19 protein-coding genes are annotated in these 16,018 nt (G+C 60.9%); 15 read left to right on the top strand and 4 right to left on the bottom strand.

Going from position 1 to position 16,018, the window contains the following annotated elements; genetic code table 11:
• Nucleotides 1-42: 42 nt before the first annotated feature.
• Nucleotides 43-624, top strand: coding sequence for a DedA family protein (locus tag J3A65_RS06705; protein WP_062453356.1), 582 nt, complete (start codon nt 43-45; stop codon nt 622-624).
• Between the two features lie 21 nt (nt 625-645).
• Here the strand turns inward: J3A65_RS06705 and J3A65_RS06700 are convergent, their stop codons facing one another.
• Entirely contained in the window at nt 646-873 is a 228-nt protein-coding gene (locus tag J3A65_RS06700; RefSeq protein WP_062453357.1) for a hypothetical protein, read from the bottom strand.
• A 357-nt stretch (nt 874-1,230) separates the two neighbouring features.
• On the opposite strand from J3A65_RS06700, the gene cysS reads away from it, so the two are divergent.
• From cysS to J3A65_RS06655, 9 genes are all read left to right on the top strand, one after another.
• Nucleotides 1,231-2,628: a cysteine--tRNA ligase gene (gene cysS / locus J3A65_RS06695; RefSeq protein WP_209900460.1), complete on the top strand. Its 1,398-nt coding sequence runs from the start codon at nt 1,231-1,233 to the stop codon at nt 2,626-2,628.
• Nucleotides 2,629-2,767: 139 nt separating this feature from the next.
• Entirely contained in the window at nt 2,768-3,277 is a 510-nt protein-coding gene (locus tag J3A65_RS06690) for a GFA family protein (protein ID WP_092661846.1), read from the top strand.
• A complete protein-coding gene (locus J3A65_RS06685; RefSeq protein ID WP_192086775.1) occupies nt 3,274-3,777 on the top strand; it encodes a GFA family protein in 504 nt (167 codons plus the stop codon). Before J3A65_RS06690 ends, J3A65_RS06685 begins: the two co-directional genes overlap by 4 nt.
• Entirely contained in the window at nt 3,774-4,733 is a 960-nt protein-coding gene (pip, locus tag J3A65_RS06680) for a prolyl aminopeptidase (protein WP_209900458.1), read from the top strand. The genes J3A65_RS06685 and pip overlap by 4 nt, the downstream gene beginning before the upstream one ends.
• A 105-nt stretch (nt 4,734-4,838) precedes the next feature.
• Complete coding sequence (locus tag J3A65_RS06675; protein WP_209900456.1) at nt 4,839-5,174, top strand: type II toxin-antitoxin system RelE/ParE family toxin; 336 nt, start codon at nt 4,839-4,841, stop codon at nt 5,172-5,174.
• Complete coding sequence (locus tag J3A65_RS06670) at nt 5,171-5,485, top strand: XRE family transcriptional regulator (RefSeq protein ID WP_209900454.1); 315 nt, start codon at nt 5,171-5,173, stop codon at nt 5,483-5,485. Before J3A65_RS06675 ends, J3A65_RS06670 begins: the two co-directional genes overlap by 4 nt.
• A 169-nt stretch (nt 5,486-5,654) precedes the next feature.
• A complete protein-coding gene (locus J3A65_RS06665; protein WP_209900452.1) occupies nt 5,655-6,770 on the top strand; it encodes a metallophosphoesterase in 1,116 nt (371 codons plus the stop codon).
• A 134-nt stretch (nt 6,771-6,904) separates the two neighbouring features.
• Complete coding sequence (rarD, locus tag J3A65_RS06660) at nt 6,905-7,831, top strand: EamA family transporter RarD (protein ID WP_062453363.1); 927 nt, start codon at nt 6,905-6,907, stop codon at nt 7,829-7,831.
• 23 nt (nt 7,832-7,854) lie between these two features.
• On the top strand, nt 7,855-8,184 hold the full coding sequence (locus J3A65_RS06655; protein WP_062579824.1) for a DHCW motif cupin fold protein: 330 nt from the start codon (nt 7,855-7,857) through the stop codon (nt 8,182-8,184).
• Between the two features lie 7 nt (nt 8,185-8,191).
• On the opposite strand, the gene J3A65_RS06650 is transcribed toward J3A65_RS06655, so the two are convergent.
• On the bottom strand, nt 8,192-8,824 hold the full coding sequence (locus J3A65_RS06650) for a LysE family translocator (protein WP_209900450.1): 633 nt from the start codon (nt 8,822-8,824) through the stop codon (nt 8,192-8,194).
• 41 nt (nt 8,825-8,865) lie between these two features.
• Nucleotides 8,866-9,486 (bottom strand): TIGR00730 family Rossman fold protein, encoded by a 621-nt coding sequence (locus tag J3A65_RS06645; RefSeq protein ID WP_209903371.1) that lies wholly within the window; start codon nt 9,484-9,486, stop codon nt 8,866-8,868.
• 156 nt (nt 9,487-9,642) lie between these two features.
• Here J3A65_RS06645 and J3A65_RS06640 point away from each other — a divergent pair, with 156 nt between their 5' ends.
• Complete coding sequence (locus J3A65_RS06640) at nt 9,643-11,544, top strand: LysM peptidoglycan-binding domain-containing protein (RefSeq protein WP_209900448.1); 1,902 nt, start codon at nt 9,643-9,645, stop codon at nt 11,542-11,544.
• A 160-nt stretch (nt 11,545-11,704) separates the two neighbouring features.
• Here J3A65_RS06640 and J3A65_RS06635 read toward each other — a convergent pair whose 3' ends face one another.
• On the bottom strand, nt 11,705-11,929 hold the full coding sequence (locus J3A65_RS06635; RefSeq protein ID WP_062453367.1) for a hypothetical protein: 225 nt from the start codon (nt 11,927-11,929) through the stop codon (nt 11,705-11,707).
• Between the two features lie 200 nt (nt 11,930-12,129).
• Here J3A65_RS06635 and J3A65_RS06630 point away from each other — a divergent pair, with 200 nt between their 5' ends.
• The 4 genes from J3A65_RS06630 to J3A65_RS06615 all read left to right on the top strand — a co-directional run bounded on the left by J3A65_RS06630 (nt 12,130) and on the right by J3A65_RS06615 (nt 15,986).
• Nucleotides 12,130-14,031, top strand: coding sequence for an ABC transporter ATP-binding protein/permease (locus J3A65_RS06630; protein ID WP_092661830.1), 1,902 nt, complete (start codon nt 12,130-12,132; stop codon nt 14,029-14,031).
• Nucleotides 14,032-14,057: 26 nt separating this feature from the next.
• Entirely contained in the window at nt 14,058-14,198 is a 141-nt protein-coding gene (locus J3A65_RS06625) for a hypothetical protein (RefSeq protein WP_156461813.1), read from the top strand.
• 245 nt (nt 14,199-14,443) lie between these two features.
• On the top strand, nt 14,444-15,145 hold the full coding sequence (locus J3A65_RS06620) for a phosphatidylserine decarboxylase (protein ID WP_180215429.1): 702 nt from the start codon (nt 14,444-14,446) through the stop codon (nt 15,143-15,145).
• A gap of 22 nt (nt 15,146-15,167) precedes the next feature.
• The gene (locus J3A65_RS06615) at nt 15,168-15,986 is read left to right on the top strand and encodes a phosphatidylcholine/phosphatidylserine synthase (RefSeq protein ID WP_062453369.1); all 819 of its coding nucleotides are present in this window, start codon (nt 15,168-15,170) and stop codon (nt 15,984-15,986) included.
• Nucleotides 15,987-16,018 lie beyond the last annotated feature (32 nt).

Here is a 16,018-nt window from a genome sequence, read left to right as displayed (position 1 = left end):
CCGGATAGACCGACAGCCCGGACGTTTGGGGGGAATCTAGTCATGAGCCTGGAACAGTTGATCGGTGAGTATGGACCGGTGGCCGTGTTTCTGGGAGCGGCTGTCGAGGGCGAGACGGCAGCGTTTCTCGGCGGCGTGATTTCCCACCGCGGCCTCATGCCCTACTGGCAGGCCGCGGCGGGTGCCTTCTTGGGATCGCTGATCGCTGACCAGGCGCTGTTTTTTGCGGGCCGCCACGCCAACCGCTTGGCAATCGTCCAGCGGATGATGCGGGTAAAGGCTGCAGAACGCGTCCGCACCCTGCTTGCTGCGCATCCGACGGGCTTCATCCTCTCGTTCCGTTTCATCTACGGCATCCGCACCGTCAGTCCCTTGATGATCGGACTTTCCGGCATCTCGCCTCTTCGCTTCTTCTTTCTCAATCTCATCGCCGCATTCGTCTGGGGCGTCGGGATAACGGCGATCGGGTACCTGTTCGGCAACGCGGTCGAGGCGCTGTTTGGACATTTGAGACTGCATGTTCACATGCTCGCAGCCCTCGGCGTAATCCTTGTTGCGGTTGCCGTCACCGCATTCCTGGCGCGCAAGACGTTGTCACGCGTGTGGGCGGGAACCCGAAATTAGGTCGCACGCCGTTCGGACATCTCAGTTGCTCGTGAGAGCCGAATGGGTGCTCAGCACCTTTTCGAGAAGAACATCGTCGTCGCGCACGCCGAGCTGGTAGAAGCGGATTGCCATGGCCGCCAGCCTTGCGGCGGACGGATCGTGCCTGGAGCGACCGGTCATCCAGCGCGCGACGTTGTATATTCGCGCCAGCCGTTCCAGCTCACCCGGATCAAGCGGCTTTCCCACGAAGGTCGTTCTTACGTCCATGACCCTGCCTCCCACTCTTCATCAGTGATTTCTAATATTAGGCAGAATGGACAAAACGCAAAACACAGGTTTTGGTTAAGATTAACCGGTAACTAAACGCGTGTGAAGAAAACCTCTTTTCAACAGCTTTTTCGATAGGACTTCGGACCGGGAACGCACCAGCAAATCTCTTGACCAAAGAGTGGCCTCGCGCCATAAACGACGGATGAACACGGCGATTTCCATCTGCGGGATCATTATTCGCTCAGCGTAAAGCGCTGGCCTGGCCGTTTTCGTCTCTCGAAAAGCTTTGAAGACAAACGCTCTGGTCCGCTCGCCATAGATGCATGCGACGTCAGGATGTTGGGAGATTTTTTGATGAGCGTCCCGCTCAAGCTATACAATACCTTGATCCGCGCGAAGACGGCGTTCGAGCCCATCGATGCCGACAACGTCCGCATGTATGTCTGCGGCCCGACGGTCTACGATTTCGCCCATATCGGTAACGCCCGGCCGGTGATCGTGTTCGATGTGCTGTTCCGGCTGCTGCGGCACGTGTATGGCGACGCCCACGTGACCTATGCGCGCAACATTACCGACGTGGATGACAAGATCAACGCCCGGGCGCTGCGCGATTTTCCGCATCTTGCGCTCAACGATGCGATCCATGCGGTGACCGAAAAGACGGCGAAGCAGTTTCACGACGACGTCGCGGCCCTTGGCTGCCTTGAGCCCAGCATCGAGCCGCGCGCCACGGACAATATCGCACAGATGATCGCCATCATCGAAAAGCTGGTCGGCAACGGCAATGCCTATGTCGCCGAGGGCGAAGTGCTGTTCGACACCAAGTCGATGGCCGATTACGGCCAGCTTTCCAAGCGTCCGCTGGACGAGCAGCAGGCGGGTGCGCGCGTCGCTGTTGATGCGCACAAGAAGAACCCGGGTGATTTCGTGCTGTGGAAGCTTTCCTCCCACAACGAACCCGGCTGGGACAGCCCCTGGGGACGCGGTCGCCCCGGCTGGCATATCGAATGCTCGGCGATGAGCGGCCGCTATCTCGGCGAAGTCTTCGACATCCATGGCGGCGGGCTGGACCTGATCTTTCCGCACCATGAAAACGAGATTGCCCAGTCGCGCTGCGCCCATGGCACCGACGTGATGGCGAATGTCTGGATGCATAACGGCTTCGTGCAGGTCGAAGGCCGCAAGATGTCGAAGTCCGACGGCAATTTCATTACCATCAACCAGTTGCTGGATACCGACACATTCGGCGGCCGCAAGTGGCCGGGCCAGGTGCTGCGCCTCGCCATGCTGATGACGCATTACCGCGAACCGATCGACTTTTCGATCAAGCGCATCGAGGAGGCCGAGCGGCTTATTGCCAAATGGCCGGCCGTCGACCTTGCCGAAATTCCTTCGGGCACGCAGCCCTGCCCGATCGTCCTCGACGCGCTCGCCGACGACCTCAACACGGTTGCCGCGATCCAGCGCATCCATGCACTGGCGCAGGAAGCCAATGCCGACAGCACGCTGCTGCCGCTGTTTGCCGCCAGTGCCGCCCTTCTCGGCGTCGCGCCGGAAAAGACGGAAGTCGACGGAGCGCTTGCCGAAGCGGTGGATGCGCTCGTCGCGCTGCGGCTCGAAATGCTCAAAGCGAAGAACTTCGCCGAAGCCGACCGCATCCGTGACGAATTGTCAGCCAAGGGCATCCAGCTGAAGGATGGCAAGAACGCCGAGACCGGCGAACGGGTGACCACCTGGGAGGTAAAGCGCTAACGCTTGCCGCCTTGGTGCGGTGGTCCTATGCTTTGCGCACGGGACCACCCTGACAATGAGGGGAGGATGACATGAGTGCAGAGCGCCAACCAAATCCTGTGGGCAATAGCGGCGGGCAGACTTTCCTAAGGGGCAATGCATGACAGCTGACACTCATACCGGCGGCTGCCAGTGCGGGGCCGTGCGGTTTCGCCTCGAAGGCAAGCCGGACCATGTCTCGATCTGCCACTGCCGCATGTGCCAGAAGGCGTTCGGTGCCTATTATGCGCCCCTCGTCTCCACCCGCGGCACCGGCTTTTCGTGGACGCGCGGACAGCCGAAATATTTTCACTCTTCGAACCATGTGCGGCGCGGCTTTTGCGACAATTGCGGCACGCCGCTGACCTATGAGGCGGCGGACGGTATCGCGGTTTCGGCCGGTGCTTTCGACGATCCGTCGGCGCTACCGCCGTCGGTCCAGTACGGCACCGAAGGCAAGATACCCTTCGTGGATCATCTGCACACCCTGCCCGGGCACGATACAATGGATGATATCGACGAGGCGCCGTTCCTTTCCGATATCGTTTCCAACCAGCACCCGGATCACGATACACAGACGTGGCAACCAGTTCCCGCCGATCGCGGAATGACGAAGGAGGACGACGCATGAGTGAAACGGAAAAAGCCGGTCAGCCGAGAACCGGCGGGTGCCAGTGCGGCGCCGTGCGTTTCAGGATCAACGGACAGCTCGGTCGTGCCTCCATCTGCCATTGCCGGATGTGCCAGAAGGCGTTCGGCGGTTTCTTCGGGCCGCTTGTGGCAGCACCGCAGGAAGGTGCGGAGACCGGGGTCGAGTGGACCCGCGGCGAGCCGAAGTATTTCCAGTCGTCGATCAATATCGACCGCGGCTTTTGCGCGGAATGCGGCACGCCGCTGACCTATCGTACGCCGACCAGCCTCGATATCGCGATCGGTGCCTTCGACGAGCGCGACGACCTGATGCCGCAGGTGCAGGTCAACCACGCTTTCCGGCTGCCCTGGGTGGAGACGATCTTCGACGCTCCCGTTCATGGCGATACAGACTACTATTCGAAGCAGGAGCAGATCATCTCCTTCCAGCACCCCGATCACGATACGGAAAACTGGCCGGCGAAAGGGCTGCATCTATGACGGAAGTGCTGCGCACGCTCTACCCGGCAACGACTGCCTTTGAGACCGGTACGCTCGATGTCGGCGACGGTCACTCGATCTATTTCGAACGGCATGGCACGAAGGGGGCAAAACCCATCGTCTTCCTGCATGGCGGCCCGGGCGGCGGCATCACGCCGATCCAGTCGCGGCTGTTTGATCCTGAACTCTACGACATCCTTCTGTTCGACCAGCGCGGCTGCGGCAAGTCGACGCCGCATGCGAGCCTTGAGGCCAACACGACCTGGCATCTGGTCGCCGATATCGAGCGGCTGCGCGAGATGGTCGGCGTCGACAAGTGGCAGGTGTTTGGTGGATCCTGGGGTTCGACGCTCGGCCTCGCCTATGCAGAGACACATCCCGAGCGGATAAGCGAGCTGCTGCTGCGCGGCATCTATACGCTCACCAGAGCCGAACTCGACTGGTACTACCAGTTCGGCGTCTCGGAGATGTTTCCCGACAAATACGAGGCGTTTGTCGCACCGATCCCCGAGGACGAGCGCCACGAGATGATGGCCGCCTATCACCGCCGCCTGACCGGCACGGACACGGCGGCGCAGCTTGAGGCGGCCAAGGCCTGGAGCATCTGGGAGGGCTCGACGATCACCCTACTTCCCGATGCGGCGCTGACTGAAGGCTTCGGCGAGGACCATTACGCCATCGCCTTTGCCCGCATCGAAAACCACTTCTTCATGAATGCCGGCTGGCTTGAGGAAGGCCAGCTCTTGCGCGATGCGACAAAGCTCAAGGGCATCCCTGGCATCATCGTGCACGGCCGATACGACATGCCCTGCCCGCTCAAATATGCCTATCTGTTGTCGAAGGTCTGGACCGATGCAGACTTCCACATCATCGAGGGTGCGGGCCATGCGGTGTCGGAACCGGGGATTACGGATCAGTTGATCAGGGCGACGGATCGGTTTGCGGGGAAGGGTTGAGACCGATCGGAGATTGGCCAGAGCACCGCCGATAAGGCAGCCACAAGCACAACCTTCGAGAGCAAAGACTTGCCGGATCGTTGTCAGATATGACAATGCTCTCCGATGAGGGAGATTGCTTGGATTAACGCGGCACTGAAGGACTTCGGGGCATTTCCCGAAGCTGTTCAGGATCGAATGAAGGACGCCTTGGCAATCGCCGGCATGGGTCAGAAGGCAGATATTGCCAAACCGATGAAAGGCCTCGGTTCCGGTGTCTTCGAGATTGCATTATCATATCGCAAAAATGCCTACCGCGCCGTCTATGCAGTGCAGATAGGCAACGCACTGTGGGTGGTTCATGCCTTCCAGAAGAAATCGACGACCGGTATTGGCACGCCGCAAAAGGACTTGGACCTGATCCGGGCGCGCTTGAAACGACTAGAGGAGATGTTGGGATGAGCGATGATGAGTTCGAAATCGTCCGTGGCAGCGGCAACGTCTACGCAGATCTGGCCGATCCGGATGCCGACGCGAAGCTGATGAAAGCCAGACTGGCCGCCGAGATCATCTCTGTCCTCGACGAACGCAAATTGTCCATCCAAGCCGGCGAAAAGCTGATCGGCATTCCCGCTGCCGATCTTTCCCGCATCCGCAATGCTGATCTCAGCCACTTCACGATCGATCAAATGGTCAGGATCCTGAATGCGCTCGACATGCATGCCACGATTGAGATCAGTAAAATGCCCAAGTCGGATCGGACGGCGGCTTGATAGCGACGCCCTCCTCGCCGCTCGTCTGATCGTCCGCCGCCACCGCGCGCGCTTGTTTCCTCACCCGTCCCGATCAACATCCCGTTATGCCGGTTGAGATTGTGCGCCGACCGGCACAGTTAGGCGCTTCCCGCCTCGTTCCATCCTCCTGAAGCCGAGCCTTATCGACGTGTTTCATCTCGCCAAAGCCTTACTGTGCCTCTACGTCGTCCTCCGCTTCCTTCTGCCGCTGCCCTGGCCCCGTTGGGCAAAGGGGCTGATCGCGGTCGTGCTGATGGTGGTGTTTCAGCACAGTCTCATTAGTCGGATCGTGTTCGGCACGATGTTTTCGCCTGAAGTGCCGCGGTTGACGATGATCATGGTCAACTGGGTGGCGGGTAGTATCCTGCTGCTTGGCATATTCCAGCTGGTGCTCGATCTGGTCTCCCTCGCCACGGCAGCACTTCGCCGTCGCCGGATCCGGATACCGGTCGCGCTGCGCTACGGGATCGGCGCAGCCGCCATGTCGCTTGCGGCGTTTGCCGTCAACCAGGCGATCCGGGTGCCGCCGGTGAAGGAAGTCGAGATCCGCATCCCCGACCTGCCGGCGCAGTTTGATGGCTACCGGTTGATCCAGCTGACGGATCTTCACATCAGCCGGCTGTTCCAGGCGCCATGGGTGGAAGAGACCGTTGCCAAGGCCAATGCCCAGAATGCCGACCTCATCGTCATCACCGGCGATCTGATCGATGGCGATCTGCAGGCGCGCAATCTGGATGTTGCCCCTCTTGCAAAGCTGCGCGCTCCGGACGGCGTCTTCACCATTCCGGGCAATCACGAATATTACTTCGGCCATGACGACTGGATGCGGCAATACGAGACGCTTGGCCTTCGCACCATTTCCAACGGCCACGTGGTGCTGTCGCGCGGCGGTGCGCAGATGGTGCTGGCCGGCGTCAACGATCTCAACGCCACCCGGTTCGGCCTGGAAGGCCCTGACGTCGGCAAGGCGCTATCAGGTGCGCCGGCTGATGTTCCGGTCATCCTCCTCAATCACCAGCCACGCGATGCGAAGCTTTCGGCAGAGGCCGGGGCCGATCTGCAGCTGTCCGGCCATACCCATGGCGGCATGATCTGGGGGTTCGATCGTCTTATCGCCCGCTTCAACAACGGCTTCGTGTCCGGTCTCTACGACGTCGATCAGATGTCGCTCTATGTCAATAACGGTACGGCCCTGTGGATCGGTTTTGCGCTGAGGCTCGGCGTACCCTCGGAACTGACCGTGATCACGCTGAGGCCGAAGTGAGTTGCGGCATCCGGTGAGCGGGTCGGTCGGAGCGGTCGCGCCGCTGATCCATGCTTCACAGAAATGAATTGGCCGGGGGCCACGCCTTGGTGTATCCCGCCAGCCAACGATAACAAATTGCCGGAAACGCCCTGATGGCCACCGATACCGTTCCCGTCGCCGCACAACCCGCGGGAGCGAAGAACGAGGACACGCCGCGCGGCTTTGCCTTCGGCATCACCGCCTATCTCCTGTGGGGCGTCCTTCCCTTCTACCTGAAAGCGGTCGCGCATCTTCCGGCGCTGGAGGTGCTGGCGCACCGCGCCATCTGGTCGGTGCCGATCGCCGGCCTCGTGCTGATCATTCTCGGACGCACCGGGGATGTGAAGACAGCGATCCGGACGCCGCGCATGCTCGGCATGGCCTGCGTCACCGCCGCCTTCATCACCGCCAACTGGGGTATCTATGTCTGGGCGGTCTCGAACGGTCATGCGATCGATGCCGCGCTCGGCTATTTCATCAATCCGCTGTTCAGTATCCTGATGGCAGCGCTGGTGCTGAAGGAAAAGCTTTTGCCGATGCAGAAGGCAGCGATCGGGCTTGCCGTGGTCGGCGTCGCAATCCTCACCTGGGGTTCGGGCGGTCTCCCGTGGGTGTCGCTGGCGCTGACATTTACCTGGGGCTTCTATGCCCTCTTCCGCAAGACGCTGCCGATCGGTCCGAACCAGGGGTTTTTCCTCGAAGTGCTTCTGATCAGCATTCCGATGCTGCCCTACCTCATCTGGCTGGAAGCGACGGGCCAGGGCCACTTCCTGAACGGTGTCGGCTATGATGCGGCCCTTCTTGCCTTTGCCGGTATAGCGACAGCCGTGCCGCTGATGATCTATGCCAATGCCACCAAGCTGCTGAAGCTTTCGACCATCGGCATCATGCAGTATATCGCACCAACAATGATCTTTCTGACCGCCGTGTTTATCTTCAAGGAGCCGTTGAGCGGCATCAAGCTCACAGCCTTCGTGTTTATCTGGTCGGCACTTGCGGTCTATACGCTGGCGATGCTGCGGGACCTTCGCAGCCGCTGACCGCCCCTCAGGAGATTTCGTTCATGCAGATGTCAGATATCCCCTTCGGCACGACGGACTGGTCGCAGATCGAGCCGACCGTCCACAAGGGTGACACCGGACACTCGACCTGGCGCACCCGCCATTTCGGACCAATCCGGGTGCGGATGGTGGAGCATTCGCCGGGCTATCTCGCCGACCACTGGTGCGAGAAGGGCCATATCCTGCTGTGCCTCGAAGGCGAGATGACGACCGAACTTGCCGACGGACGCGTCTTTGTGCTGAAACCCGGCATGAGCTATCAGGTGGCCGACAGCGCCGAACCGCACCGGTCCTCGACGACACTGGGCGCCAAGCTCTTCATCGTCGACTGACGCGTCTCTAGCTTCTCTGCAGCGCGAGATGCGCGCCGAGACCGACCAGGATGGTGCCGCCTGCTCGCTGGGCAAGCTTTTGCGCGGTCGTCGATCGGTTGAGCCGTGCCATCACCAACCCGGCAAGAGCAACGGCGAAAACATCGGCGATCGTGAAGATCACGCTGACGGCCAGTCCCAGAACCACGAATTGAACCCAGACCGGAAAGCTGGCCGCGCTGTCGACGAATTGCGGCAGGAAGGCCAGGAAGAAGATCGCCGTCTTCGGGTTGAGAACCTCGACGACGATGCTTTCGGCAAATGCCTTTCGGGCGGATCTCGGCGTCTCCGCCTGCAGATCGCCTGAACCCGCAGCCTTCGCGCGAAACAGGGAAATGCCGAGCCAGACCAGGTAGATCGCGCCTGCAAGCTTCACCAGTGCATAAACCACCGGAACGGCGTGAAAGAGAACCGAAAGGCCAGCTGCTGCAGCGATGATATGGGCGTAGGATCCGAGATGGACGCCAAGCACCGCCATCATGCCCGCCTTGCGGCCGGCAGCGATCGTGCGGGCCGCTACGTAAAGCATCGCGGGTCCCGGAATGAACGCGAAGATGGACGTCGTCACAAGGAAGGCGAACAGGATATTCCAGTCTGGCATGCGGTGCTCCTGTTCCCTACCCTCGGCGGGAGCCTGAAACCCTAGAGTTTCGAAATGACGGCGGCTTCGCCCTTTGACGCAGCCTGCTGTTCGTCGCGGTCGAGAATGGCCGGCACGATGTCATCCACGTCAGGGATCACCATCGGCTGTACCAGATGCCCCCGGTGGATGAAGCCTTCCTCGCGCATATGGGTGACGAGCGACAGCATCGGATCCCAGAACCCGCCGATATTGGCAAATACCATCGGCTTCTCATGACGGCCGAGTTGGCCCCAGGTCATGATCTCGACGATCTCCTCCAGAGTGCCAATGCCGCCCGGAAGGGTGACGAAGGCATCGGAGCGTTCGAACATCTTGTGCTTGCGCTCATGCATGTCCTTGGTGACGATCAGTTCGTCGAGCTGGCCGAGCGAATGACGGGTTGCCTCCATATCGACAAGAAAGTCCGGAATGATGCCCGTGACCTTGCCGCCATGCGCCAGAACGCCTGCAGCAACCGCACCCATGATGCCCTTGGTGCCGCCGCCATAGACCAGCCTGAGATCATGGGCTGCAATGGATTTTCCGAGCGCGCGGCCGGCCTGGATATAGGCGGGATCGCGCCCCGGCTGCGAGCCGCAGTAAACGCATATGGATCGTATTGGCACAGTTTTCTCCATCAGGCACTTCAAAGGGTTGGCACGCAAAGCACCAACCACGAGATTTGGCTGGAAATACTGCGCAGAGCAAGGCTGAAACACTGGAAAAGCTTGTTATGACTGGAGGAAACGGATAATCCGGAAAGACGATGGAGGGTCCATCGGGAAAAGGCTTTGCTCATGAAAAACCGCGCCGGTTGGCTCGCTCTGGTCGTACTCGCCATCGCATCGCTGCTGATGGTCTTTTTCGTGCTGCCGCGGATCAACCATAATGCCAAACCGCTCGGCGATGCGATCAACGCTGCCGGCGATGCGGTCAAGGACGCGGTCGAGAGCACGAAGCAGGCGGTGAAGCCGACAGACGCACCGAATTCTCCGGACGCGCCGAAGCCGCAGGAGCAGGCATCCGTGCCCGCGACGACGCCGGCCGCTCCCGTATCTCCCCTGGCAACCCCTTCCGCTCCGGCAGCGCCCTCCGCTCCGGCCGCACCCGCAGTAACAGCTGCACCGAGCGCGACAAGCCCGGTCACCGCCCAGCCGAACGCTGCCCAAACGCCAGCCAAGCCCGCCTTTGACGTGCTGCGCGTCGAGCCCGACGGTTCGGCCGTGATTGCCGGCCGCGCGCTGCCCAATTCGACACTCGAAATCTCCAGTGGCAACTCGGTCGTCGCCAAGATCGACGTCGGCCCGAGCGGCGATTTTGCAGCCGTTCTCGACAAACCTTTGCCGCCGGGCGATCACCAACTGGTTCTCAAAGCCACCGGCAAGGACGGCAAGACGGTCGTCTCGGACGAGACCGCGACGGTCTCCGTACCCAGCGATCCGAAGACCGGCAAGCTGCTTGCCATGGTGACGACGCCGGGCAAAGCGAGCCGGGTCATCGCGACGCCGAACGCGTCTGCGCCTGCCGCACCGAATGCCGCGACATCACCGACACCCCTTGCCCCTGACGCTGCGCCGTCCACTGCAGGCCAGACGGCTGCGGGTCAGTCTCAGACGCCAGCCGTCACTCCGGCCTTGCCGCAGGCATCGTCGCAGATCGCATCCAGCGCGCCAAACGTCTCTGCTCCGTCCTCGACCGCGGCGCCCGACGCGACGCCTGCGCCGGCTGGAACACCGGATTTGCAGATCACCGCCGTCGAGCTTGAAGGCTCAAAAATCTTTATCGCCGGCATCGCCCGCTCGGGTGTCACGGTGCGCGGTCTTGTCGACGGCGAGCCCGTCGGCCAGTCGCGCGCAGGCGGAAACGGCCATTTCGTCATCGAGGGCAACACGCAGCTTTCGGTCGGCGATCACCGGATCAGCGTCGAGGCACTGAACGGTGCCGGCCAGCGCACCGTCATGGTCGAGGTTCCCTTCAACCGTCCGGCCGGCGAACAGGTGGCGGCAGTCGCAGCCCCCGCAGTTTCAAGCCCGATGTCGACGATCGATGGCGGCGCCTTCGAGAAGCTTCGCAACGAAGTGGTACGCGCCTTCAACCTGCTGCAGAACCTCTACGCCGACGGCAAGGTGCCGAGCGGCGAACAGATGGCGGCGGCACGTTCGTCCACATCGATCACGCTCAAGTCTTTGACCGAATACCGCCTGCCGGCCGACGCTTCCGTTTCCGCCCGCTCCGTTGCCGACAATGCCGCCAAGGATGCAGCGTCAGCACTTGCCGCACTCGACAAGGTTCCAAACGACGTTGCGGCCGTTGGCGCAACCCTCAAGGACCTCGGCGCCATGATCGCCCGCGCCGTCGGGCCTGCCATGGCACGGCAGATGGATGGTGGCAACGAACAGGAGATGGCCGGCACGCCGGCTGCTCCCGCCACAGGCGTCGACGGCACAAAGACGTTCCAGCAGGCGCCACTGACGCAAAGCGAACGCAACTCGGTGATCATCCGACGTGGCGATACGCTGTGGCAGATTTCGCGCCGGATGTATGGCCAGGGCGTGCGCTACACGACGATCTACCTCGCCAACGAGGATCAGATCCGCAACCCCGACATCATCCAGCCCGGCCAGATCTTCGGCGTGCCGGAGGAGTTCCGGCCGGATTCGGAAGAGCTGCACCGCGAACGGATCCAGCATCGCAAATGATGACGCGGCTCCAAGGCATCTGAAAAACGACTTAAAGCCGCAGGGCCAATGCTTCGGGTTCCCCAATCTCCACATTCCTGTGCTCGTCACGGGAATGCGGGAGGTTGAGCTTCACGTCGCGGCGGCGGCTATCGGTGCAACACTCTGCAGAAAAACAGACTTACGACCGATCGCCGATCATCAGTTGCGACGGCGTGACTGCCAGTGAATGGGCGGCAACGTGCAGTGAAAGACTGTTGCGCTCGACAAGTGCTGTGACCGTTTCCAGTATATTCAGATGCGGTACATGCTTGACCACCGTATAGGCAGTGAAAGCCGCGCCGGCCGAGGCTCCCCACAGAAGAGTGCTCAGGGCAGTCGCAACGGCAATCGTCTTGAAGCGCATGATATTCCTCCCAATGCGAGCTTCCCTCGAATAGCCAGACCTCCTCCGCCTCGCAATTCGGACTTATACACTCCGTAGTCATACCTACTTTCGACCGATGAGGCCAGATGAGGTTTCATGCGAGTTTCATTTGCAACATGGCCCTGCGCAGCCTATTTGCCGGGAAGGCGTTTCTTCGCCCTCAGATTCAGGTAAAATCCATGGCAGCAAAAAAGAAGACCGTATCTGCGGATAGCGGCAATCCCTTCAGCACACTCGTCAACCTGTGGCCCTATATGTGGCCGGTCGGACGCGCGGATCTGAAAGCGCGCGTCATCTGGGCGACGGTGTTTCTGCTGCTGGCAAAGCTGGTGCTCATCTCCGTCCCCTATTTCTTCAAGTGGGCGACGGATGCGCTAAACGGCAAGCTCGACATGGCGGGCATCCTGCCGGTCTTTCTGCTGGGCGCCGTCGTGCTGGTCGTCGCCTACAACTTTACCCGCATCCTGCAGGTGGGTCTGAACCAGCTGCGTGACGCGCTGTTTGCCTCGGTCGGCCAGCACGCGGTGCGCCAGCTTGCCTACAAGACCTTCGTGCACATGCATCAGCTTTCGCTGCGCTTTCACCTGGAACGCAAGACCGGCGGCCTGTCGCGCATCATCGAACGCGGCACGAAGGGCATCGAAACGATCGTTCGTTTCACCATCCTCAATTCGGTGCCGACGGTGATCGAATTCCTGCTGACGGCGATCATCTTCTGGGCCGCCTACGGGTTCGCCTACCTCGCCGTCACGGCTGTTACGGTTGCCGCCTATATCTGGTTCACGATCAAGGCCAGCGACTGGCGCATCTCCATCCGCCGGACGATGAACGACAACGATACCGAGGCGAACACAAAAGCCATCGATTCGCTTCTGAACTTCGAGACCGTGAAATATTTCGGCAACGAGGACATGGAAGCAAAGCGCTTCGATTCCTCCATGGAGCGCTATGAAAAGGCGGCGACCGACGTCTGGACCTCGCTCGGATGGCTGAACTTCGGCCAGGGCGTGATCTTCGGGCTGGGACAGGCCGTGATCATGATCATGTCGGCGCTTGCAGTGCAGCGCGGCGACCAGACGATTGGCGATTTCGTGTTCGTCAACGCGCTGCTGATGCAGCTCGCGGTTCCGCTTAACTTCATCGGCTTCGTCTACCGCGAAATCCGCCAGGGGCTGACCGATATCGAGCAGATGTTCGACCTTCTTGAAGTCGAAGCAGAAGTCGTGGACCGGCCGGACGCGAAGGATCTTGTCATAGGACAGGGACCTCAAAAAGGCGCCATCGCCTTTCGCGACGTGCAGTTCTCCTATGATCCGGCACGACCGATCCTTAAAGGCATCTCCTTCGACGTGCCGGCCGGGAAGACGGTGGCGATCGTCGGCCCTTCGGGTGCTGGTAAATCCACCATTTCGCGTCTGCTCTACCGCTTCTACGATATCCAGGGCGGATCGATCACCATCGACGGCCAGGATGTGCGCAACGTGACGCAGAAGTCGCTGCGCTCGGCCATCGGCATGGTGCCGCAGGATACGGTGCTGTTCAACGACACGGTCGTCTACAACATCCGCTACGGCCGGCCGGGTGCCTCGGATACCGAAGTCCAGGCGGCGGCCGAGATTGCCCAGATCGACCGGTTCATCAAGGCTCTGCCGGATGGCTACGAGACAAAGGTCGGCGAACGCGGGTTGAAACTCTCGGGCGGCGAAAAGCAGCGCGTGGCGATCGCCCGAACGGTTTTGAAGAGCCCGCCGATCCTTATTCTCGACGAGGCGACCTCGGCGCTCGATACGACGACCGAGCACGAGATCCAGTCCGCACTCGATCTCGTTTCGAAGAACCGGACGACGCTTGTCATCGCCCACCGCCTCTCGACGGTTATCAATGCCGACGAGATCATCGTTCTGCGCGACGGCCAGATTGCCGAGCGCGGCACCCATTCGGGGCTGCTGCAGCAGGAAGGCCTCTACGCCTCGATGTGGAACCGTCAGCGCGAGGCGACTGAAGCGGAAGAGCAATTGAAGAAGGTGCGCGAGAACGACGATCTCGGCATCGTCCGTCGCGGCGCACCTGCTGCTGAGTAACGGCAGCAGAATAACAGGAGAACAGCATGAGACGATATACGAACAGGCGGATGCTGGTACTCGGCGGTATCGCCATCATCTATATGCTGGTGCTGGTCTTCTACGGCTCGCCTCTGCTCGCCTTCTCGACCTGGATGGGCTGGGTAGACCCTGAGGCGGTTCGCTGAGGCGAAGACATCTGCGGCAATGCACCGCGTCGGCGAGTGTCAGAAGACGAGGCTCGGCCTTTGGGAAACTGACGCGTCAGGGATAAACCGCGTTCAAGCAGAGGTCGCTGGGCGCTTCAAACGGTGTATTCCGTCAATTATACCGGGAAGTTGTATGACGTCACGGGCGCATCGACGGAACCGGATTGCCGCAAATAGGGTTTTTCTATAGGCAGGCAGCACAGACCATTGAGGAGAACCAAGGGTTGATCAATCTTTTCGACACCATCCGCAACACGCTCGTGCCGATCCACAAGGAAGGCTACGTTTTCGTCGTCATCTTTTTCGTCGTCTCGCTGATCCTCGGCTACTTCGCCGAGCCGCTGTTCTGGATCGGCCTGGTGCTGACGCTCTGGTGCGCCTACTTCTTCCGCGATCCGGAACGGGTCGTACCGCAGGATGACGATCTCGTCATCAGCCCTGCCGACGGCCGCGTCAGCCATGTTGCTCTGGTCGTGCCGCCGGCCGAACTGGATCTCGGCATCGAGCCGATGCTGCGCATCTCGGTCTTCATGAACGTGTTCGACTGCCACATCAACCGCGCGCCTGTTCGAGGCCAGGTGACACGCATCGAGTATCGCGAAGGGCAGTTCGTCAACGCGGAACTTGACAAGGCGTCCAGCGACAACGAGCGCAACGGGCTTGTCATCGACACCCCACACGGCCGCGTCGGCGTTGTACAGATCGCCGGTCTCGTGGCACGCCGCATCGTCTGCTGGGTCAAGCCCAACGAGCCGGTTAGCGCCGGTGAGCGCTTCGGCCTGATCCGCTTCGGTTCGCGCCTTGACGTCTTCGTTCCGGCCGGTGGCCAGGCGCGCGTCGTGGTTGGCCAGAGAGCGGTCGGCGGCGAAACCGTATTGGCCGAATTCGGCTCCGCCAAGGGTCCGACCATCGGCCGTCGTGCCTAACTAAACGCAAGGAGATCATCTGATGGAGACGCCCGTCTCGCCGCCGGAACAGAACCATACGACCGACGAGGCCCGTGGTCCGCGCCTCCGCGAGATCCCGGTCCGCCTGATGATCCCCAACCTGATCACGGTGCTGGCGATCTGCGCCGGCCTCACCGGGATCAGACTTGCCTTCGAGGGACGGTTCGAACTCGCTGTCGCGATGGTGCTGCTGGCAGCCTTCCTCGACGGGATCGATGGTCGGATCGCACGGCTTCTGAAGGCAACGTCGAAATTCGGCGTGCAGATGGATTCGCTTGCCGACATCATCAATTTTGGCGTCGCGCCCGTTCTCGTTTCCTATGCCTTCCTGCTCGACGGAGCGAAATCCTTCGGCTGGATAGCGGCACTTCTCTATGCGATCGCGGCTGGCCTGCGGCTTGCCCGGTTCAACGTGATGGAAGACCGCGGCATCAAGGCGCCCTGGCAGTCGGAGTTCTTTGTAGGCGTCCCGGCACCCATGGGTGCGCTTCTCGTGCTTCTGCCGGTCTATCTCGGTTTTCTCGGCGTCGAACAGACGAAGTTTTTCGTGTATGCCAGCGTTCTCTACACGCTGTTGATCGGCTTCTTGTTGGTCTCGCGTCTGCCGGTCTGGTCGGGCAAGTCGGGCCGCATCCGCCGTGACTTGATGCTGCCGATCATGCTTGTGGCCGTTCTCTATGTCGGCCTCTTGATGAGCTACACCTGGGAAATCCTGGCAATCACCGCGATTGCCTATCTCTGTGTTCTGCCGTTTTCTGCCCGTGCGTGGAAAAAGCGTTATGGCACGATCACCATCGAGGACGAGCGCACGCACGTCTGATCGTCCTTCCCTTGCGACTGATGCTGCGGCGC

The sequence above is a fragment of the Rhizobium sp. PvP014 genome (assembly GCF_017876855.1).
GTDB lineage: Bacteria > Pseudomonadota > Alphaproteobacteria > Rhizobiales > Rhizobiaceae > Neorhizobium > Neorhizobium soli.
This window is presented reverse-complemented; position numbering and strand designations above follow the sequence as displayed.